Annotated in this window: 16 protein-coding genes, 2 tRNA genes and 1 pseudogene; 13 read left to right on the top strand and 6 right to left on the bottom strand. The window is 62.3% G+C overall.

Features of this window, described 5'->3' with window-relative positions; translation table 11 throughout:
- The first annotated feature begins 83 nt into the window (after window positions 1–83).
- From B7Z66_00300 to B7Z66_00290, 3 genes are all read left to right on the top strand, one after another.
- Window positions 84–1505: a glutamate--tRNA ligase gene (locus B7Z66_00300; protein OYV78366.1), complete on the top strand. Its 1422-nt coding sequence runs from the start codon at window positions 84–86 to the stop codon at window positions 1503–1505.
- Between the two features lie 51 nt (window positions 1506–1556).
- Window positions 1557–1632, top strand: a tRNA-Ala gene (locus B7Z66_00295).
- Between the two features lie 50 nt (window positions 1633–1682).
- Window positions 1683–1759: transfer RNA gene (locus B7Z66_00290), tRNA-Glu, on the top strand.
- A 192-nt stretch (window positions 1760–1951) separates the two neighbouring features.
- Here the strand turns inward: B7Z66_00290 and B7Z66_00285 are convergent.
- Window positions 1952–2335, bottom strand: coding sequence for a hypothetical protein (locus tag B7Z66_00285; GenBank protein OYV78051.1), 384 nt, complete (start codon window positions 2333–2335; stop codon window positions 1952–1954).
- Window positions 2336–3354: 1019 nt separating this feature from the next.
- Between B7Z66_00285 and B7Z66_00280 the strand changes: the two genes are divergently transcribed.
- The 4 genes from B7Z66_00280 (at window position 3355) to B7Z66_00265 (ending at window position 8187) form a co-directional block, all read left to right on the top strand.
- Window positions 3355–4149 carry an adenylyl-sulfate reductase gene (locus B7Z66_00280; protein ID OYV78050.1) on the top strand — a complete coding sequence of 265 codons (795 nt, stop codon included), beginning with the start codon at window positions 3355–3357 and terminating at the stop codon, window positions 4147–4149.
- A gap of 77 nt (window positions 4150–4226) precedes the next feature.
- Window positions 4227–4697, top strand: a complete 471-nt coding sequence (locus tag B7Z66_00275) for an adenylyl-sulfate reductase subunit beta (protein ID OYV78049.1) — start codon at window positions 4227–4229, stop codon at window positions 4695–4697.
- Window positions 4697–6529, top strand: coding sequence for an adenylyl-sulfate reductase subunit alpha (locus tag B7Z66_00270; protein ID OYV78048.1), 1833 nt, complete (start codon window positions 4697–4699; stop codon window positions 6527–6529). Before B7Z66_00275 ends, B7Z66_00270 begins: the two co-directional genes overlap by 1 nt.
- 56 nt (window positions 6530–6585) lie before the next feature.
- Window positions 6586–8187, top strand: coding sequence for a hypothetical protein (locus B7Z66_00265; protein OYV78047.1), 1602 nt, complete (start codon window positions 6586–6588; stop codon window positions 8185–8187).
- Window positions 8188–8464: 277 nt separating this feature from the next.
- On the opposite strand, the gene B7Z66_00260 is transcribed toward B7Z66_00265, so the two are convergent.
- A complete protein-coding gene (locus tag B7Z66_00260; GenBank protein ID OYV78046.1) occupies window positions 8465–10699 on the bottom strand; it encodes a hypothetical protein in 2235 nt (744 codons plus the stop codon).
- Window positions 10700–11654: 955 nt separating this feature from the next.
- Here B7Z66_00260 and B7Z66_00255 point away from each other — a divergent pair.
- The 4 genes from B7Z66_00255 to B7Z66_00240 are packed head-to-tail and all read left to right on the top strand — an operon-like array spanning window position 11655 to window position 14067.
- Window positions 11655–12020 carry a transcriptional regulator gene (locus tag B7Z66_00255; protein OYV78365.1) on the top strand — a complete coding sequence of 122 codons (366 nt, stop codon included), beginning with the start codon at window positions 11655–11657 and terminating at the stop codon, window positions 12018–12020.
- A 31-nt stretch (window positions 12021–12051) separates the two neighbouring features.
- Complete coding sequence (locus B7Z66_00250) at window positions 12052–12489, top strand: glyoxalase/bleomycin resistance/dioxygenase family protein (GenBank protein OYV78045.1); 438 nt, start codon at window positions 12052–12054, stop codon at window positions 12487–12489.
- A gap of 10 nt (window positions 12490–12499) precedes the next feature.
- The gene (locus B7Z66_00245; GenBank protein ID OYV78364.1) at window positions 12500–12937 is read left to right on the top strand and encodes an arsenate reductase; all 438 of its coding nucleotides are present in this window, start codon (window positions 12500–12502) and stop codon (window positions 12935–12937) included.
- A 44-nt stretch (window positions 12938–12981) separates the two neighbouring features.
- Window positions 12982–14067 (top strand): arsenical-resistance protein, encoded by a 1086-nt coding sequence (locus B7Z66_00240; GenBank protein OYV78363.1) that lies wholly within the window; start codon window positions 12982–12984, stop codon window positions 14065–14067.
- A gap of 36 nt (window positions 14068–14103) precedes the next feature.
- Here the strand turns inward: B7Z66_00240 and B7Z66_00235 are convergent.
- Window positions 14104–14517, bottom strand: a pseudogene (locus B7Z66_00235) (phospholipase).
- 318 nt (window positions 14518–14835) lie between these two features.
- Here B7Z66_00235 and B7Z66_00230 point away from each other — a divergent pair.
- Complete coding sequence (locus B7Z66_00230) at window positions 14836–15174, top strand: sulfur reduction protein DsrE (GenBank protein ID OYV78044.1); 339 nt, start codon at window positions 14836–14838, stop codon at window positions 15172–15174.
- 172 nt (window positions 15175–15346) lie between these two features.
- Here the strand turns inward: B7Z66_00230 and B7Z66_00225 are convergent, their stop codons facing one another.
- Entirely contained in the window at window positions 15347–17128 is a 1782-nt protein-coding gene (locus B7Z66_00225) for an acetylpolyamine amidohydrolase (GenBank protein ID OYV78043.1), read from the bottom strand.
- A gap of 134 nt (window positions 17129–17262) precedes the next feature.
- Between B7Z66_00225 and B7Z66_00220 the strand changes: the two genes are divergently transcribed.
- A complete protein-coding gene (locus tag B7Z66_00220) occupies window positions 17263–18075 on the top strand; it encodes a hypothetical protein (protein OYV78042.1) in 813 nt (270 codons plus the stop codon).
- A 66-nt stretch (window positions 18076–18141) separates the two neighbouring features.
- Here the strand turns inward: B7Z66_00220 and B7Z66_00215 are convergent, their stop codons facing one another.
- Together B7Z66_00215 and B7Z66_00210 are read right to left on the bottom strand one after the other, a co-directional pair.
- Window positions 18142–18420, bottom strand: a complete 279-nt coding sequence (locus tag B7Z66_00215; GenBank protein ID OYV78362.1) for a hypothetical protein — start codon at window positions 18418–18420, stop codon at window positions 18142–18144.
- A gap of 555 nt (window positions 18421–18975) precedes the next feature.
- Complete coding sequence (locus B7Z66_00210; GenBank protein OYV78041.1) at window positions 18976–20607, bottom strand: mercury(II) reductase; 1632 nt, start codon at window positions 20605–20607, stop codon at window positions 18976–18978.
- Window positions 20608–20622 lie beyond the last annotated feature (15 nt).

Raw genomic sequence — 20622 nt, 5'->3', positions numbered from 1 at the left:
GGTCAATTTCGCCCGCGGTGCTTCAGACTCTGATACAATTGCGCGCCAGCCAAATCGCCCATGACCCCGACCCGACTATCCTCATGATTCCCCGGACCCGTTTCGCGCCCAGTCCCACGGGCTACCTGCACGTTGGCGGGGCGCGTACCGCTCTGTTTTCCTGGCTGCATGCGCGTCGGCACGACGGCGCGTTCGTACTCCGTATCGAAGATACCGACCGCGAGCGTTCCACGGAGGAATCCGTCAACGCCATTCTGGAGGGTATGCAGTGGTTGGGGCTGAGTTGGGACGAAGGACCCTACCGCCAGACTCAGCGCTTTGACCGTTACCGTTCCGTGCTTGAACAGCTGCTGGCGGAGGGTAAGGCCTACCACTGCTATTGTTCCAAGGAACGCCTGGAGACCCTGCGCGCAGGGCAGTTGGAGCGCAAGGAAAAGCCTCGCTATGACGGGCTGTGCCGCGAGCGCAGCGGCCCGCCACAGGAGGGGGTCTCCCCCGTGGTGCGGTTCCGGAATCCGGCGGATGGCGTGGTGGTGGTAGAGGATCTGATCCGCGGACCGGTGACATTTCAGAACCGGGAGATGGACGATCTCATCATCGCCCGCTCCGACGGCACACCCACCTACAACTTCTCGGTGGTCGTGGATGACTGGGATATGAAGATCAGCCATGTGATCCGCGGTGACGACCACCTGAACAATACCCCGCGACAGATGAATATCTTCCGCGCGCTGGGGGCGGAGCCGCCCCGCTACGCGCATGTGCCGATGATCCTAGGTGCGGACGGCAAGCGCTTGTCGAAGCGTCACGGCGCGGTGAGCGTCCTCCAGTATCGAGAGGATGGCTATCTTCCAGAAGCACTGTTGAATTACCTGGTGCGGCTCGGCTGGTCCCATGGTGACCAAGAGGTCTTCTCCCTGGAGGAATTGATCCGGTTGTTTGATGTCCACGCGGTGAACAAGGCCGCTTCGACCTTCAATCCGGACAAGCTCCTTTGGTTGAACCAGCATTACCTCAAGACCCTGGACCCGGCCTATGTCGCGGGTCACCTAGCCTGGCATCTCGAACGGATCGGGGTAGACGCGTCGGACGGCCCGGCCCTGGAGGCGGTGGTCCGCGCCCAGCGGGACCGCGCCAAGACGCTGCAGGAAATGGCCCAGGGCAGCGTGTTCTTCTATCAGGAGTTCGAATCCTTCGATGAACAGGCGGCCGCCAAGAACCTGACAGACGAACAGCGCCCGCTCCTGGCGGCATTGCGGGAGGCCCTGGCGGCGCTGGAGTCCTGGGAGCCGCCGGCGGTACACGCCGTGATCACCGCTCTGGCGGAGGCCCGAGGCCTGAAATTGGGCAAAGTGGCCCAGCCGCTGAGGGTGGCGGTTACGGGAGGCACGGTATCGCCCCCAATTGACCTTACGGTATACTTGCTGGGCCGTGACCGGAGCCTGCGGCGCATCGATCGGGCGTTGCGCCAGATCGATGCCCAGAATAGGGGTGGCTCCGGGTAAGTCCTTGACAGGGAAAGACTCCTGTCGTAAAGTGCGCGCCTTGTTTTCGACGGGGCCATAGCTCAGCTGGGAGAGCGCTTGCATGGCATGCAAGAGGTCGGCGGTTCGATCCCGCCTGGCTCCACCAGACATCCGGGGCTGGATTCCCAGTCCGTTTTTTTGGCAGTAGTGGTTTTCGTCCCCATCGTCTAGCTGGCCCAGGACACCGCCCTTTCACGGCGGCGACAGGGGTTCAAATCCCCTTGGGGACGCCATTCCCAATAAGCGGGTAAGCGGGGCCCACGAGGGCCCCAACAGTGGTCTCACCTTCGAACCCGTAGCCCTTCCGTCTCTGAACCACGGTGGGTGTGAATCGAAACGGCACCGCCGCGGGTGGGAGTCCGCGGCACGGGTCGGTACTACGCCGCTCCGTCAGCCCGCTGCCTAGAGTCAAGTTGGTATGCGGATTACTTGATCGGCACGATGACCTTCCCAAACGGGAAGAAGGAGAGCGCTGCCAGTTTGACGTGCTGGAGCGCGAACGGGATGCCGATGATCGTCATGGCGCACAGCAGCGCTGACACCAGATGCCCCAGTGCGAGCCACCAGCCTGCGAGGAGCGCCCAGACTAGGTTACCAATCGCGCTCAGGCTCGCGCCAGCAGTACCCCGGTGGCGTTCGACGATCGCGCGTCCGAACGGCCAGAAGGTGAAACTCCCGATGCGGAAGGCGGCAATGCCCCATGGAATTCCAACAATCGTGACGGCGGCCAACAGGGCCGTGGCCCACCAAGCCAGACCCATAACGGCTCCGCCGAGCACGAACCAGATGATATTGCCGATTAGTCTCATGCGGGGTCATCGCCTGGGATGGATATGGGCATTACCGGTTTGCAGTCCGCGGCTAGTAGAGGTAATCCCGGCCCGAGTCTTTCTGCCACGAGTTTCTGCCCGGACGGGTCCGAGAGCCACCCGCTGACAGGGCTGCCGCAGGGTCTATAGCGATGCGGGGTGTCGGGCCATCCCCTGCTCCAAGTCCAATGCCTTGACGGGTCCGCGGTGTGGTGAACGAGGTTGGAGCGCGGGCGGCTGTGGAACGTCCACGGCCGGAACGCCGGATTTCGTAGCTGGTCCATGTGGTTTTTCCTCGCGCTCCACCCTTCGGTTTGAAACTGCGCGGCGACGCGCGGCACGCCGGCACGGCCTTGGTGTTTTTCATGCACCCGCCGGATGTCGTCCGTCAGCCCTTGATTGGCCTGCGCCCGTGCCGAAGGCAGGCCGTCTCTCCAGTCGTGGTAACCGCTGCGTGAGACATCCAAACGCCGGCACATCAGCGCTATCGCACGCATTCTTTCGTGGCGCTCGATCATGGCGCACCCCTCTTCGACTGCTTTGCGCTGTACGCGGACGCCGTTTGTAGGAAGCTGCATTTCTCCTCCAGCCGCGCCACTTCCCGCTTCAAGCGGTCCGGCTCGGCCTGAGGGCGCTTTTGTTCCTCCATCGTCATCGCCCCCACATGCCGCTTCCGCCGCCAGCTATAAATCTGGCCTCGACCAACCCCATATCACGGGTTGCCACCACTACGCCGTCCTCCTCCGCACGTCTTAGTGCCTGTTCCTCGAATCCCGTGCTGTAACGCCTCCGGCCCACTTCCCAACCTACTGCTTTGCCTTCATTTGTTCACCTCGCGTCAAGATTTTATTCTTTTAACGAGGTTTCGAGAACATGGCGCACGATCCTACATGCCGGCAGCACTTTAACTATTTTTCTGAATTAATAACGTTTATGCTCTATCCAGATCCGCAACGCGAGATATGAATGATCAAATTAGTAGTTATGCCATAGCGTCACATCAGGAGGAGGCCGACTTTATGATCACCCATAATCCCGTCGCGGACCTTTCCGCTTTCATTCCACCCATCGCGATGCAGTTGTATGTCATTGCAATGGCCATCCTGGTTGTGGGCGGAACAATACTCGATACCCTCCACAAGAGGAGTGCCAAGTATTTTTTTGCTGCCGCGAAAGATTCGAAGGCAATGGCAAAGCGTCAAGTCGGCGGTGGGGAAAAGATATCGATCGCTGTGAAAACCGCCGTGGTGGATGTCATGGCATCTGGTGAGTTTTGCAATGCGCGGCGCCGCGTTGCCCATCTGCTCACGATGTACGGTTTCATCATTTTCCTGGTCACCACCGTGATCCTGGTGTTTGGCTACCCAACCCCAGTTACCATCGCGCCTGATTACTTGCCTCTGTTGTGGCACCTGGGTGCCCTGCTGGTTTGCATAGGTGGTTACTGGTTTTGGTTTTTTATCCGAGTGGACGTGGCCGCAGAAGGCTATCCTTGGTACCGCCTGGTGCGAGCGGATCTGTTCATCCTCTCGCTTGTGGCGACTACAAGCTTCGCGTTGATTTGGTCATTCCTGCAGTCGGCTGATGCCGGCGCATGGGCGACATTGTTCTTCGCGTTGTTCGTCCTATCCAGCACGGTATTGTTCGGAACCGTGCTCTGGTCGAAATTCGCCCATATGTTCTTCAAGCCCGCCGCGGCTTTTCAGCGACGTGTGGCGGAGGCGGAAGGTTCGTTGGATAACCTGCCGCCGCCGGCCGACGCACCCAAACAGTTCGGCCTGGGGATCAACCGCGAACTACCTCGGCACTATTAGTACATAGATTTCGATAGCCGAATTATCCGAGTACGGGACATAACGATCACCGGTTCCGAACCACGGGAGATAATAACATGCCTACATTTGTGTATATGACTCGTTGCGACGGCTGCGGACATTGCGTGGATATTTGTCCGTCCGACATTATGCACATCGACCCAACGTACCGGCGCGCTGTCAATATAGAACCCAACATGTGCTGGGAATGTTATTCCTGTGTCAAGGCCTGTCCGCAAAACGCCATCGACTGTCGCGGCTATGCGGATTTCGCGCCGCTGGGACATAGCGTTCGCGTCCGCCGGGAAGAAGAGAAGGGCACCATCTCGTGGCGAATCAAATTTCGCGACGGGCGCGAAAAGAATTTCGTTTCGCCGATTACGACCAAGCCTTGGGGGGAGGCAATCCCAAGGCTTGCGGACCTTCCGGTTCCGGACGGCAACGCGATGAACTCCCAGTTGCTTTGCCACGAACCGGACGCGCTTAACATCAATACGGGTCTGCCAGTCATGGCAAAAAATAAGTTCAAACAGGGAGTGTACTACTAATGGCATATAAAACCGTATTCGAAGATTGCGACATCCTGGTTGTCGGCGGCGGCATGGGTGGTTGCGGCGCCGCCTATGAGGCGCGCTATTGGGGGCGCGACATGAAAATCGTCATTGCGGAGAAAGCCAATATCGACCGCAGTGGCGCCGTTGCACAGGGCCTGTACGCGATCAACTGTTATATGGGTATGCAGTGGGGCGAGAATCAACCCGAAGACCATGTACGTTATGCGCGCAACGACCTGATGGGCATGGTCCGCGAAGACCTCGCGTACGATATGGCGCGCCATGTGGATTCCGCGGTTCACAAATTCGAGGAGTGGGGTTTGCCGATCATGCGGGATCCGAAGACCGGCCATTATCAGCGTGAAGGTAAATGGCAGATCATGATCCATGGTGAAAGCTACAAGCCGATCGTCGCGGAAGCTGCGCGCAAATCCGCAGACAAGATCGACAACCGGATCATGGTGACCCATCTGCTGAGAGACGAAAACCACCCCAATCGAGTCGGCGGGGCGATCGGCTTCAACGTCCGAACCGGCGATCTGCATGTGTACAAGGCCAAGGCGGTGATCGTCGGTGCCGGTGGCGCGTCTCACATTTTCAAGCCGCGCTCGGTCGGTGAAGGTATGGGGCGTACCTGGTATGCGCCCTGGAGCAGCGCGTCGGCCTATGCGTTGCCGATCCTGCTGGGCGCGAAAATGACCCAGATGGAAAACCGCATCGTGCTCGCCCGCTTCAAGGACGGATATGGTCCGGTAGGCGCCTACTTCCTGCACCTGAAGACCTATACCCAGAATGCCTACGGGGATGAATACGAATCGAAATGGTATGAACATACCAAGGCCATGGTCGGCGAGTATATCGATCACCACCCCACGCCGACCTGCCTGCGTAATCACGCCTTCCTGCAAGAAGTCGCGGCGGGCCGCGGCCCCATCCACATGGTCACCAAGGAGGCCTTCCAGGATCCGCACAAGGAAACCGTGGGGTGGGAAAACTTTCTCGGCATGACGATCAGCCAGGCGATTGTCTGGGCCTCGCAGGACATTGATCCCAAGTACGTTAACCCCGAACTGACGACTTCCGAGCCGTATGTGATGGGTTCCCACGCGACCTGCTCGGGCGCCTGGGCCAGCGGGCCGGAGGATCTTTCCCCCAGCGAATACTACTGGGGCTACAACCGTATGCTGACTGTCGAGGGCCTGTTCGGCGCCGGCGATGCCCTCGGCGGCACCGCGCATGCGTTCTCATCGGGTTCTTTTACGGAGGGCCGTCTCGCGGCCAAGGCCGCGGTCAAGTACATCCAGGATCATGCGAAAGACAAGGTCAAGGTCTCCGATAGACAGATCGAAGATCTCCGCAAGGTGATCTATAAGCCAATGGAGACCTATCAGATCTATCGCAACGAAATCGTCGGTGGCACGGTGTCGCCCCATTACATCTTGCCCTTGCATGGATTGCAGCGGCTTGAAAAAATCATGGACGAATACGTTGGCGGTATTGGCGTCAATTACATGACTAACGAGCCATTATTGAAGTTCGGGCTGGAGAAATTGAAGATCCTACAAGAAGATCTTGAACATACCGGCGCCGAGGATTTGCACCAGCTGCAGCGTGCCTGGGAGCTCAAGCACCGTGTGATCGCGTCGGAATGCGTGACGCAGCATACATTGTTCCGTAAGGAAACGCGTTGGCCGGGCTATTACTACCGCGGTGACCACCTGAAGTTGGATGACGAGAACTGGCATGTTTTGACCCTGTCCCGCCGCGACCCCGAGTCAGGCCAATGGGAAATGGAGAAAGCGCCTGTCTATCACATCGTTGACTGAACCGAGACCGCAGGGTGGATCAAGCCACGCTGCGGCCTTTCCGCAGAGCAAGTGTTATGAGTAGCACAGGACTCCACACGTCTGGCGGGGTGTCGCAAGACTTGTCGGAGACGAATCCCACTTACGCCGCCACACTGCATGCCGCCTGTCAAAACTTGCCGGCGCATAAATCCGACCTCGAGCGCTTGCTCGGTCCAATTCATGCTATGCAGGTTTCCCAACTACAGGTATCCGGTCTTCTTAAGCAGGCCTGGTTGCGGCTGGAAGCACTGCGTGAAAGCCATGCTGACGTTTCTGGCCCGGCATCGGAGCATCCTGATATCGCCCGTTTGTTAGAACGGGCTTTCGCCTGGCTGCAACCCGATGAAACCTTCTCCCTTGACGATGCCAACGCGGCATTCGAACAGGCCTATAGGGGTTGCCTTGAGATTGGTGCTGCCGCCGATCTCGTCGCCGCAATATGTGCTGGGCAAGCGCAAATCGCGGCCGTCAAACTGGACTACCGACAGGCTGCCAGCCTGTACGCTGAAGCCGCTACAACAGCAGGGCTGAGCGTGCCACTGCAATGGCGGTATCAAACCCAACACGCCCTGGTCCTTGCAGACTTGGGCCGTGAGCTTATTGACGACGCGGCCTTGGAAGAGGCCATCGATCTCTATGAGACCCGGGTGCTTGCACTGGCGCCGAGGGTGCAGCGGCCGGATGACTGGGCGGCGACACAACACCATCTCGGGGATGCACTCGGTGCGCTTGGCCAGCGCCAGCGCGGCACCTGGATGCTGGAAAAGGCGATTGAGACCTTGGAGTGCGCGCTGTCGGAGCGTAGTCGCGGACGGGTGCCGCTGGACTGGGCAGCGACGCAGAACAGTCTGGGTAATACGCTCGGAATCCTGGCCCAACGCCACGCCGATACGGAGATGCTGGAAAAATCGGCTGCGGCGTTTCAATCCGCGCTGGAGGAACGCACCCGAGATCGCTCGCCGCACGACTGGGCGGTGACACAGAATAATCTTGGCGCCGCACTGCTTGCGCTCGGCCAGCGCAAGAAAGATAAGACGGTATTAAAGCAAGCGTCCGAGGCCTATAAAAATGTTCTGCAAGTGTGGACCCGCGAGCGGATGCCACTGGAATGGGCGGTCACCATGAACAATCTTGGCACCGCACTGCGGATGCTTGGCGAACACCGCAAAGGTCCTCGGACGCTGCAGCAAGCTGTTGCCGCTTGTAGAAGTGCTCTTGCCGAAGGCACGCGTGCGCGTGTACCGAAGGTATGGGCTTTGACTCAGAACAATCTCGGTGCCGCGCTGCATAAACTTGGCGAACGCGAGCAAGATGCGCAGGCGCTGGAGGCGGCGGTCGAATCCTATGAAAGTGCGCTCGAGGAATGGACTCGTGAACGCGCGCCGATGAGCTGGGCGATGACCATGGCCAACCTGTGCGCGGCGCGAAAAGCATTGGCGGAACAGCTGCGCGACGTCGAACTCGTCCGTAGGGTTCTGACCGATTTTGGCGCCGTTGCGGAAGTATTCCGTGAAGCGAGCCACGCACGCTATTACGAGCTGGTCGTGGAACAAGTGGCATTAACGCGGAAGCTGGAACGAGAGCTCCTGAGCAACGAGACGCTAGGGGTTACATTTTCCGATGAGGGTTCGGTCTAACACGCGTTGAACTAAACCCCTTACGCGGTGGCTATAACCCATCTCAAAATGCATCTCGGTCACCCATTTCGGGTTGCGGACTCTGCTGCGGTGCTCATTTTCTAGTGTAATCTGCCCCACCCACAGGGCCCGCGCCTTGCGTGGACGCCCGATCTTAGACTTTCAGATAGATTTTATTCAGAGTTGTTGAAGATGCCGAAGTCAGGATCTCGAAGCCGTCTGGAAGGACTTGGCCGGACGGTATTGCACACGGCGCCGGGGCTGAGCGCAAGGTGTGCTAACGACGTGGTCCCGTGTCGGCGGAATAGAACTGATACGTGTTTTTTCCGAGCTGTTTGGCCTGGTACATTGCGGTATCGGCGGCACTCAACAGTTCTGTCTCATCGGTTGCGTCTACTGGGAATCGACCGATGCCGATGCTCGCGCCGAGCACGATCGTTTGCTTGCCGAGAGAGAACGGTGTGGACAGTATATGCAGCGTGCGTTGTGCAACCGCGATGATTTCCTCCCGACGTTCAAATTGTTTGAGAACGATGGTGAATTCATCGCCTCCCAGACGGAACACGTGTTCCCTCCCGTCCTTACGCAGCGTCCGCGCGAGGCGTGCCGCGGCGTCCTGCAGGATGCGATCGCCGAAGGCATGACCATGATTGTCATTGACGTTCTTGAAGTCGTCCAGGTCGATGAACAACACTGCGATCTCGAAATTCCCGTCCCGGGCGGTGGATATGGCCTGCTGCAGATGGGTATGGCACATCAGCCGGTTGGGTAGGCCGGTGAGCGCGTCATGATGCGCGATATGTTCCAGTTGCTTCTGAGATTGTTTCAGTTCCGTGATATCCGCGAAGACCGCGACATAGCTGTTGACGCGGCCCTCTTCGTCCCGCACCGGGGTCAGGCAGAGGCGCGCGGGGTAGGAGCGGCCCGTCTTCCCGAGGGCCATGAGTTCGCCCATCCAGTGTCCGTCGCGTGCCGCTCGCGCCCATATTGAATCTTCATGACTCCAGTCGGCATCCCAACCGAGCATATCGGGAGGCCGTCCCTGTACCTCGGATTCTGCGAATCCGGTGATCGCGGTAAATGCGGTGTTCGCGGCCACGATCCGGGTCTCCGCATCGGTAATGACGACCCCATCCAGGGTTGTTTCAAATACCGCGGCGGCTTGGCGGAGTTTCTGCTCGGAACGCTTGCGTTCGGCAATGTTGCGCCCAAAGCCGGTGAGTCCACCAATGTTGCCGGCATGGTCACGCACCGGAACCGTGATCCAGTGGTAGGGAACCCCGATCCCTTCCTTGTTGATCATGGTGATTTCAGTCTCGGATTGGCCATATTCGAGGGCGCGTCGCATCGCTTGTTCCAGGAGCGTGCGTTCAGCCTCCGGGAACAGGGCGTGGATTGGCAGCGACTCGAGCTCGTCCGGGCGCAGCGCAGTGGTGGCCTCAAGGGCGTGATTCCATCGTACCAGCCGGCCATTCGAAGCGACCTTGAATACGATGTCGGGGGTCGCATCGATGAGGCTTTTATGTTCCTGCAAGGCGCGGTTTAGCGCGGCTTCCGCTGCCTTGCGTCGGGCAACGTCCTGTTCCAATCGTCGAACCAGGATCTGGTTGGTCAATGCGTCGGTCAGGCGTTCTCCTATGTCCTGAACCAAGCGCTTCTCGCCGTCGGTCCAGTGTCGCGGGCGTGAGCACTGATGCATCCCCAATAACCAGGGCCTGTCTAGCTTTGGTCGTAAGGCGGTCATGATCTGGGATCGGATGGCGAAGTGGCTCGCCATGCTCGGGTCCAGCGCACCGCCTGGGCCCTCGTAGGTGACCGCCCGCGGTGTCGCGAGAGACTTGCGCATGACCGCGGAGATTGTCGTATCCATGGGGATCTGGCGGCCTTCGGCGTACGCGCCCGGATAGTCCGGGTGTGTGGCCTCGACCAGCACGCCCCATGACGCCGCGTCTGGGTCGCATGGATAGATCAGCCATGCGCGGTCGGCCTGAAAGACCACAAGCAATTCCCGAACAACCGCGCGGACGGTCTTGCGGATATCCATGGTCTGTGTGATAACGCGGGCGATGCGTGCGAGGTTTCGATGATAATTCTCGTCTGCGTTGTCGGAGTCCGGGTGGCCGAGATCGCGGAATGCTAGGAACGCGCCGGTCGCGATTCCATCCGGGTCAAAGGTTGCGAGCAGCCTCAGGTGGATGGACTTATCCGGGCGGTCCGGCCACACCAGTCGGACTTGGGTGTCGTTTGCGTTGGTGCGACCACTTTCGATCGTCGCGCGGACCAGGGCTGCGAGGCTGGTCGAACGCTCGCCGTCCAGGATGGTCACCCAATCCAGCGTCTTCCCGGCCAGGGCTTGCGGGGTGCATCCCAGAGTCGTTTCCGCGGCGGCGTTATGTTGGAGGACGATACCGTCGATATCGACCAGTATCATAGCGTCCAGGCCAACGTCCAGGATCGCGCGCTGCATACTGGGATGGCGGAAGGGATTAGCGGTCACGATGACATTGCCCATAGAGCAGTCGTGGGGCGGGGCTGACGACCCGTCACGGTCGCCGGCACTTGATACGCGCGAACGCCGCTTTCTTTGGTACGTGTGACGCGGGCACGCGTTTCATGTTCGAGGATTGAACCGTTCTTGGCGGTGGTGTTCGGAGCACCGGGCTGTTCCAGCGTACCGCCCGGTCGGTGGGCCGACGCTGGGCGAGTGTGACGTAGAAGAGCGATCCGCATCGTCTCGGGTTCTCGGTACGGGTGCGCAAAATACCTACGCCGCGGGTCCCATTCGGGGCTAGCGTAGAGGGCATGAATTTACGGATTTTACAGGAGTGTAATCAGGTGCTGCCGGAGCGGCAAGCTGGCCGATCGCGATAGTAGGCCGAGTGTGGGCTGTGTAGCCCCGGGGCCGCAATTGTACGCGCAGTTTCTTGCCGTTTGCCGCGGCCTACGGGCACAGCGTGCGTCTTTGTAGTCGGCCCCAGGACGCTGCGGTCTGTTCTACGGCGTGCACTGGCCGGTAGAGAGACGCTTTCGCGTCCCGGCTTGCATCACGAGCGCCGCATACGCAGATTGGCATGTCAGCAGGGGGCACTTCCCGACGCCTGTAAGACCTTCGTGGCGGGGGCCGACTTTTTCTGTGCCACGTTTGGTGTCAACGTGTTCGATCCAAACCCGTATCGCCAGCACGGTGGCTGGTTCCTTGGTGTCATGCACAACATGTGTATGGATGTGGAGATCAACAGCGATTTCCCCCCCCGTGCCATCACGCAGGCCGCATAGATCGTGTGACCATCAACGGTGAGGGGTTCGACCCGAGCAAGGTATTCACTATGGTCTCCTGCTGCGGACGCGCCACATCCGCGCAGCCGCGTGGGGCATCCGCCGGGATCGGATCCCGGGGGTACGGCGCTGGCGGAGTTCCTGGCATATTGACATAATATATGGATAACGATATATATGGAATTGTGAATATCAATCCCACGCAGTTTTTCAAGGCCCTGGCAGATCCCACTCGGCTGCGCTGCGTGGTGTTGTTGCAAGCGGAGGGCGAACTCTGCGTTTGCGAGCTGACCCACGCCCTGGGTCTCATCCAGCCCAAGATCTCCCGGCATCTGGCGCTCCTGCGCGCCAGTGGCGTGGTGCAGGACCGCCGGGACGGGTTCTGGGTCCACTACCGGATCCATCCGGACCTTCCCGCGTGGGCCCAGGACGCCATTCGGGAGACGAACCGGGGGCTGGCGGGCTTGGCCCCGTTTAGTTCCGATCGGCGTGCCCTGGCTGCGATGCCTAACCGCCCGGGTGAGCCATCCTGCTGTGCCCCCGGAGTTCATGGGTAGGCGTCAGCCCTTTCGAGATAGGAGGCATTCCGTGGCGCGGTTTCATATGCACATGTCGGTTAGCGATCTGGCGGAGAGCATTCGTTTCTATTCGATCCTGTTCGGTAGTGCCCCCGATGTCATGAAGGACGACTACGCCAAGTGGGAACTGGGCGACCCCAAGGTGAACTTTGCCGTCTCTACCCGCGGCCGCCGGCCCGGACTCGATCACGTAGGCATCCAGGCCGAATCTGATGCGGCGCTGGCGGCCTTGCGCGGGCGCCTGGACGCGGCGGGCCTGCCCGGGGTGGCCCAGCCCAACACCACCTGCTGCTATGCGCGATCCGACAAGTATTGGACCATCGATCCCCAGGGGATCCCCTGGGAGACCTTCCACAGCCTGGATACGGTACCGACCTTCGGTGCGCAGTCCGGATCCGCCGAGGGCGGTTCGGCCTGTTGCGTCCCATCCCTGCCCGGGGCGCATTGAGGTGGCGGCGCTGAAGGTGTTGTTCCTGTGTACCGGGAACTCTTGCCGGTCGCAGATGGCCGAGGGCTGGGCGCGTACCTTGGGCGGCGGGCTCATCGACGCACGCTCCGCCGGTATCGAGGCGCACGGCAAGAACCCCCGTGCTATCGCCGTGATGGCCGAGGCCGGCGTGGATATATCGCGGCAGGAATCCACCCGGCTCACCGACGGGATGTTCCGTTGGGCGGACGTGGTCGTGACCGTATGCGGACACGCGGATGAACAGTGCCCGCTGCTCCCGCCCGGCACCCGCAAGGAACACTGGCCCCTCACAGACCCGGCGAAGGCGACCGGTACGGAGGAACAGGTGATGGATCAATTCCGCGCCACGCGTCAGGACGTGGAGCGGCGCGTGCAGGCGCTACTCCGGCGCGCCCAAGCCGGTGAGTACTCGGAGGTGGCAGGATGAGCGCAGCGTGCGAGAAGACCGGCCGGCGTGCGGCCGGCGCGGGCATGGGCGTTTTCGAGCGTTATCTGACCGTGTGGGTGCTTCTGTGCATCGTCGCGGGGATCGCGCTCGGGCATTGGTTCCCGGCGTCGTTTCAGGTAGTGGGGCGCCTCGAGTTTGCGCAGGTCAACTTGCCAGTAGCGGTGCTGGTCTGGCTGATGATCATTCCAATGCTGCTGAAGATCGATCTTCGGGCGCTCAAGGAGGTACGCCGGCATTGGCGTGGCGTGGCGGTGACCTTGCTGGTCAACTGGGGTGTGAAGCCCTTTTCCATGGCCCTGTTGGGCTGGTTGTTCATCGGCGTGCTGTTTCGTCCCTGGCTGCCCGCCGGCCAGATCGATTCCTACATTGCCGGGCTGATCCTGCTGGCTGCAGCGCCCTGTACGGCCATGGTGTTTGTCTGGAGCCACTTGTCCCGGGGCGAGCCGCACTTCACCCTTTCCCAGGTGGCCCTCAACGACGTCATCATGGTCTTTGCGTTCGCGCCGGTGGTGGGTCTGCTGCTCGGGCTCTCCGCTATCCACGTGCCCTGGGATACCCTGGTCCTGTCGGTAGTGCTCTATATCGTGATCCCGCTCGTCGCTGCCAATCTGGCACGGCACTGGTTGTTGCGTGGGAACGGCGGGGCGGAGCGGCTGGCCCGGGTGGTGCGGACGTTGCATCCGCTGGCGTTGTTGGCGCTGTTGGCAACCTTGGTATTGCTGTTCGGATTCCAGGGCGAACGTATCATCGGACAGCCGCTCGTCATTCTGCTCCTGGCGGTGCCGATCCTGGTCCAGGTGTTTTTCAATTCAGGGCTGGCCTACCTGCTCAACCGCGCGGCGTGCTCGCCCCATTGCGTGGCGGGTCCATCCGCCCTGATCGGCGCCAGCAACTTCTTCGAGCTCGCCGTGGCCACCGCGATCGCGTTGTTCGGATTTGATTCCGGGGCCGCCCTGGCCACGGTGGTGGGGGTGCTGGTCGAAGTGCCGGTCATGCTGGCGGCGGTGGCGGTCGTGAATCGTACCCAAGGTTGGTACGAAGCGCGCTCCGGTGTGGTGTCCTATGAGGTATGTTGCCCACAATTGGCAGAGATTGTGACCCGCGGCTGAATGCGGGGCCCGCGTGGCCGGGCGGGTAGCGCGGATGCCGGTAGTGGGATCCAGCAGGATCTGTTTCATCCGCGGCCAGTCGGTAAAGTCGAACATGTTGTGCAAACTACCCGCCTTCGCGTCGAGGGACTCGTCGCCGATCCTGCCCAGACGCGAGTTATCCTCGATAAATCGCAGAATCGATGACTGCTCGGTGACGTGGTAGTCCACGAAATTTTCCCGTGCCCACGGCGAGATGACCATCAGCGGCAGACGGGGCCCGTAGCCGCAGCGGTCCAGGTAGGGTCCGGCGGATGCCGTGCCGCAACGGCCCGGACCGGTGGACCCGTCATAGGCGGAGTCGTTGGACTGGCTGACGATCGGGCTGGGCACATGGTCGTACCAGCCGTGGGAGTCGTCGTAGGCGATGATCACGGCGGTATGTTTCCAATCGGGCAGTTGCTGCCGGATCTGACTCGGTGCGGCGGGGAAATGTACAGGTGCATTTTTCCGGGGTGTTGACTAGAACCTATCTCAAAATGCATCTCGGTTGCCAATGCGGTGTTGCGGCCCCTGCTGCGGTGCTCATTTACTGGGTGTAAACTGCGCTCCTTGCAGGGCCCGCGCCTTGCCTGAACGCCCGATCTGCGATTTTGAGATAGGTTCCAGGATACTTCGGAGCGGGTCCGAATGACGATGACTGGGGTAGGTGCTGCTGCCGCATTGGCTGTTAGCCCAACGAGGGATCTTCAATAGAATTCAGCGCGGATTTCAATGGGAGGTGGTGCAATGAAAGTGGCATATATATTTTCGACTCAAGGCCATACGGTCTCCTATAAGCTCGGCAAGATGATTCTGCCCCAGCTTGAAGAGGGGGCCCATGGCGTTGCGGTGGTCGGGATGTTTTTTTTCGAGGACAACAACTATGTGCTGGTCAAAGGTGATCCTATCGGCGAGCGCCTGGCGCGGGTCGCGAAACGCGAGAACATCCTGTTGATGGGTTGCGACCAGTGTTGCTATGAACGGAACATCGATGGCAAGCTGGTGGATGGGGCGACCATCGGGTGTTTTCCGAACCTCTACGCGGCGCTGGCTGGTAATCCTCCGGACCAAGTCATCACGCTCTAGACCGCGTTATTCATGCGGGTGGCTGACCGCTCCAGTGGTGCACGGGGGCTCGCGTCGTCGGATTGGTCTGGTCTGGCTTTGCAGTGAGTTCGCCGGTATGCCCGTTGTGTAACCGGCGCCTGCGTGGCTTTTCACGCTGGGAGGTCCATCGGCGTTTCCTCAATGGGCCCAGTCAAGACGCGGGGCGGGCCTTGCGCGTGGCTGGTTTCGGGGTGGTGGCGCCTTCCGATCGTGCCGTCCACAGGCCCTCGAAGAAATGCCGTGCATTCACGCCGAGGGTACGGGTCCGGTAGCCGCCTTCCTGTACCACCAGCGTGGGAAGTCCCAGCGCGCCGATCAGACGTCCGTTGTTGCGGAAGTCCTCGGCGCGAAGGGCCCAGGTGCCCGTGGGGTCGGCCTTGGCCGTGTCGAGTCCGAGGCACAACACCAGAAAGTCCGGCCGGAATTCCCGAATATGCCGGAGCGCCTTTCCGAGCGCACTCACGTAGCGCTCGGCGGTGATGGTTTCCGGCAGGGGGATGTTCAGGTTGAAGCCCTCTCCGCCGCCGCTGCCGCGTTCATCCTCGAAGCCCGCGAAATGAGGATAGGCGAAGTGCGGATGTCCGTGGATGGAGACGGTCAGGACGTCGGCGCGCTCATAGAAGATATCCTGGGTCCCGTTGCCATGGTGAAAATCCACGTCGAGGATCGCTACCCGCCCGTACTGGCTCAGGTGGTCGGCGGCCACCGCGGCGGAATTGAAATAGCAGAAACCACCGAAGGCGCGCCGCTCGGCGTGATGGCCTGGCGGGCGCACCAGCGCGTAGGCCAGTTCGTAATCTCCGAGCAATGCGGTGGCGCCGGTCACCGCGCAGTCCACGGCCCCGCGCGCCGCCAGGTAGGCATTGCGGTTCAGGGGCGTGAAGGTGTCCATGCAGTAGTAGCCCACCTGGAGTTCGATGTCCTTCGGCGGGCGCAGCACGTTGCGGATTGGAAAGATGATCGGGTAGATGGACTTCCCTTCCGGAAGTTGGCCGCAGGCGCGGCGCAGGTAATCGACGTAGTGTCCGTCATGCACGCGCCGGATGAGGCGTTCCGGTGTGCGCACCGGTTTGATGCGCGTGAACAGACGCGTCTTGTCCAACTCCTGGAGGATGGCGGAAACGCGCACCGGCGCTTCGACGTAGCCGCGGTCGCGCACGTGGTGGATGCTGTGGGCCTCGTTGACGATCAGTGCGATCCCGGTGGTGGTCCCGCGCGGGACCGGCTGCACCGCGCTGCGCACCCGGTAGCGCGGCGCGCGCAGGACCACGGGGTCGTCCTTGAAGGATCCGGCGACCAGCTCAATGTGCTTGGAATCGAACAGGTCGCCGTATTTGCGCTCCAGGATGGCGCGGACCGTGGCGCGGACCGTCGTCAGGCGCAAAGGGGTTTCCTTTCCGAGCGAGTCGTACATCAGGAAATACAGATCCTCGTCTCCGGGATGCGCGGGGCTGGCGTATTCGTTCTGGATGATCGGCCGTACACCATAACGTTCGTAAAACCGCATCCGGATTACGTTCTGTTTCAGGATTTCGGGATCCGATATCCGTTCCGGTTCATCCACCGAGCATTCGAAGAACAGGCCGTGGGCGCCCAGTGAAAGCGCCTCTTCGCGTGCGCGCTCGTAGAGCACGCTACCGATGCCGCCGCCGGTCTTACCCGGGGCCGCGGAAATTAGTTCCAGGTAGGCGATGTGCACGTCCGACATGTGCAACAGTACCGCGAAGCCCTTGACCTTTCCGGAGGCATTTTCCGCGACGAACAGGATCGACCGGTAACGGTATTGCATGGGGTCGTGAAGTTGCAGGGGGAGCTTGTCCACGTCACCAGGCCGCGCGCGCGGAAACTGGCGGCGCATGATCGTCTGCACCTGCTCAATCGCGTCGCGATTCGCGGGGGAGGTGTCGTCGTAGATCTTGCGGATGCGGAACATGCGGTATTCCCTGGCGTTGGGGCCAGTGGAGTGTAGCGACGAAGCCGGCGGCACCGCAAGGAAGCTGCGGTACGGGGACGTCCCGGCTGCGCCCGGGTGCCGGGCACCGGGCACGGTGCGTAGCGGGCCAACGCATGCTTGTACCCCGGGTGGCAGGTTGCCAGAATGGCTTGCCGGGGCGGTGCTCGCCCCGGGGTGAGCAGGGTTCGACCAACACGGACGAGGAGGACGAGTGGATGTCAGGTGCGGGGGAGTGCACCGCGGGCAATGGAAGCGGCCGCTCCGGGGAGCCGCCAGACCCGCGCGGGCTGGTGGACCGGTTTCGCAACGCATTCCCGCGGCTGAGCGTGGAGGAACAGCGTCTGTCGCTTGCGCTCTACGGGTTGCTGGCGCAGGGCCGCCCGGTATCCGCTGAGCGGCTTGCGGATACGCTGGGCCAGGAGGCCTCCGGGGTGCGGAGGCGTCTGGAGGACTGGCCGGGCGTATTGCGCGACGCGCAGGGCGCAGTGATCGGGTTCCTGGGTCTCGCGATCGGTGAAACCGCCCATCGTTTCCGGGTCGGCGGGACGACCCTCTACACCTGGTGCGCGTGGGATGCGTTGTTTCTGCCGGAACTGCTGGGGGCCACGGCGCAGGTGGAGTCCTCCTGCCCCGCCACGGGGCAGCCGATCCGGCTCACCGTGGGGCCGCAACGGGTGGAGGCGGTGGCGCCGGCGCGCACGGTGCTCTCGTTTCTGGTGCCCGGCGCGGAGGATCTGCGCCTGCACACCATCAGCCGCTTCTGCCACTACGTCCACTTCTTCGCCTCGGCGGCGGCGGGGCAGGGCTGGATGGAGCACCACGAGGGGACGTATCTGATGACGCTCGAGGACGGGTTCGGTCTGGCCCGCGCGGTAAACGGTGTGCGTTACCCGGACCTGCTGGGTGGTGTCCGGCCCGCGGACTGACCGGCGTCGGCACCAGATCCTGGTACCGGCGATGTGGCGGGCGGGGGAATTGCCGGCGACGCCGGCTCAGTGGGCCTGCGGATCCGCGGGAGAGCCTTTGAGCGGGACGCCGCCCCTGGCGTAGCACGCCTTTTTGGGGACGTTCTCGTAGCCCTTCCCCTTGCACTGGTTCTGCCCGCGGCACGCGTTGAAGGCGGTGCTGCACGCGGTGGTCCCTTTGCAGTTGTTGATCCCGTAACAGGCGATGTCCCCGGCTTGCGCCGGGGGCGCGAAGGTCTCCACGGACTTGTAGAGGCCATAAAACGCGGCCGCCGCCGCGACGCTCAGGGCCGCGCCGGTGGCCATGCGCCGCCCGGGGCTATGGGCTCGTGCCCGCGGGGGCTCGCAGGCGGGCTCGCTTGCGCAGGCGGCGGTGGACCGGGCGTTGAGCAGGTCCCAGAGGCTGGCCGCGACCAGCAGCCCCAGCCCGAGATACACCGGCGCGCTGTGCGGATAGCGGCCGGTGACCAGGAACCACATGCCGGCGCTACCCACGAGCGCACCGGCGAGACCCAACCAGAACGGCGCGAGTCGTCCGCGGCCCCGTGCCGCGCGGAACAGCAGCCAGGTGCTGAGACTGAGGAACCCCACGAAGATCGGGAACAGGTAGGCATCGTGGACCACGAAGCCGAGCCCCACGGCGCCCACCGCGGTCAGGACCGCGGGGATGCCCAGGCAGCAGGCCGCCGAGATACCCGCGCCCAGCAGTCCCGAGAATTGCCCGAAGAAGTCTTTCATGCGGCGCCCTCGCGATGCACATCGGATGCTGTGACGATCATTGGGCCCGCTGCCGGACCGGGACGCGGGCCGCACGCGACGATCCCGGTGCCACCGGTACGCGCCGCGCGGGCCACCGGTTCGTTAGCCCGCGCAGCAGGAGAGCTGCTTGACGTCGCGGGTGAAGGTCTGGGCGCACAGCTTGAGCCCTTCCACCATCGTGAGGTAGGGGAACAGCTGATCCGCCAGTTCTTGGATCGTCATGCGGTTGCGCAGTGCCAGCGCCGCGCTTTGGATGATCTCGCCGCCTTCGGCGGCCAGCAACTGGGCCCCGAGCAGGCGCCCGGTGGCGCGCTCGGCCACCAGTTTGATGAAGCCGGTGATGTCGAAGTTCGCGAGCGCCCGCGGCACGTTGTCCAGCGTCAGGACCCGGCTGTCGGTCTCGATGCCTTCGCGTTCGGCCTGCGCCTCGCTGAGGCCCACGGTGGCCACCTGGGGATCGGTGAACACCACCGCCGGCATTGACGAGAGATCCAGTGCCGCTGCGCCGCCGGTCATGTTGATCGCCGCGCGCGTGCCGGCCGCCGCCGCCACATACACGAACTGCGGTTGGTCGGTGCAGTCCCCGGCGGCGTAGATCGATTCGGCGGAGGTGCGCAGGCGCGCATCGATGACCACGGCGCCATGGGTGTCGGTCGTGACGCCGGCGGCCTCCAGCCCGAGGCCGGCGGTGTTGGGCCGCCGCCCGGTGGCTACCAGCAGTGCGTCACCGCGCAGGCGCTCGGTGCCGATCTGCAGCGTGTAGAGGCCGTCCGCATACTGCACACGCTCGGGCACCGTGTGCAACCGCACCTCGATACCCTCCGCCTCGAACGCCTCTTTGAGACCGGCGCCCAGCGCCGGGTCTTCGCGGGAGAGCAGCGTGCTGCGCGCGAGTACCGTCACCTGCGCCCCCAGGCGCCGGAACGCCTGCGCAAGTTCCACGGCGACCACCGACCCGCCGAGTACGATCAGGTGTTCGGGCAGCCGTTCCGCCACCAGGGCCTCGGTGGAGGTCCAGTAGGGGGTGTCCTTTAGTCCGGGAATTGGTGGCACCGCGGGTGCGGCACCGGTGGCGATGAGGATGCGGTCCGCATGAAGGGTCTGCTCCGTGCCGTCGGCGGCGCGGATCTGAAGGGTGCGTGCGTCCTGGAAACGCGCGCGCCCGTGGATCAGGTGGATGGACGGGTTCTGTTCCACGATGCTTTCGTACTTCGCGTGGCGCAACTCCTCGACCCGGGCCTGTTGCTGCGCCACCAGACGGCCGCGGTCGATCGTCGGTTCGGTATCGGCGATGCCCGCGAACGGGTTGTGGCGTTCCAGGTGCGCGATGTGCGCGGCACGGATGGTGATCTTGGAGGGTACGCAGCCCACGTTTACGCAGGTGCCCCCCACGGTCCCGGATTCGATCATCGTGACCTGGGCACCCGCCTCCGCGGCGCGGATCGCACAGGCGAAGGCGGCGGAGCCGGAGCCCAGGACGGCGACTTGCAAGCCCGTGCCGTTGCCGTGCGAGGATTTTCCGGATCCATCCAGGGCACGGGCGCCGTAACCTTTGGCCTGTACCGCCTGGATCAGCCGCTCGGTGTCCACGGCCCGGTCCGCTTCCACCCGCGCGTGGGCGTCCGCGTAGGAGACCCGTGCGGTCACCCCACCCACCCCGTTGAGGGCCTCCTCGACGGTGCGGGCACAGTGCTCGCAGGTCATCCCGACGATTTCCAGTTCTTGAGTCTCCATGGGTACGTGCTCCTG

The sequence above is a fragment of the Chromatiales bacterium 21-64-14 genome (assembly GCA_002255365.1).
Lineage (GTDB): Bacteria > Pseudomonadota > Gammaproteobacteria > 21-64-14 > 21-64-14 > 21-64-14.
Note: the sequence above shows the minus strand (reverse complement) of the source record. Positions and strands in the feature narration are given on the sequence as shown.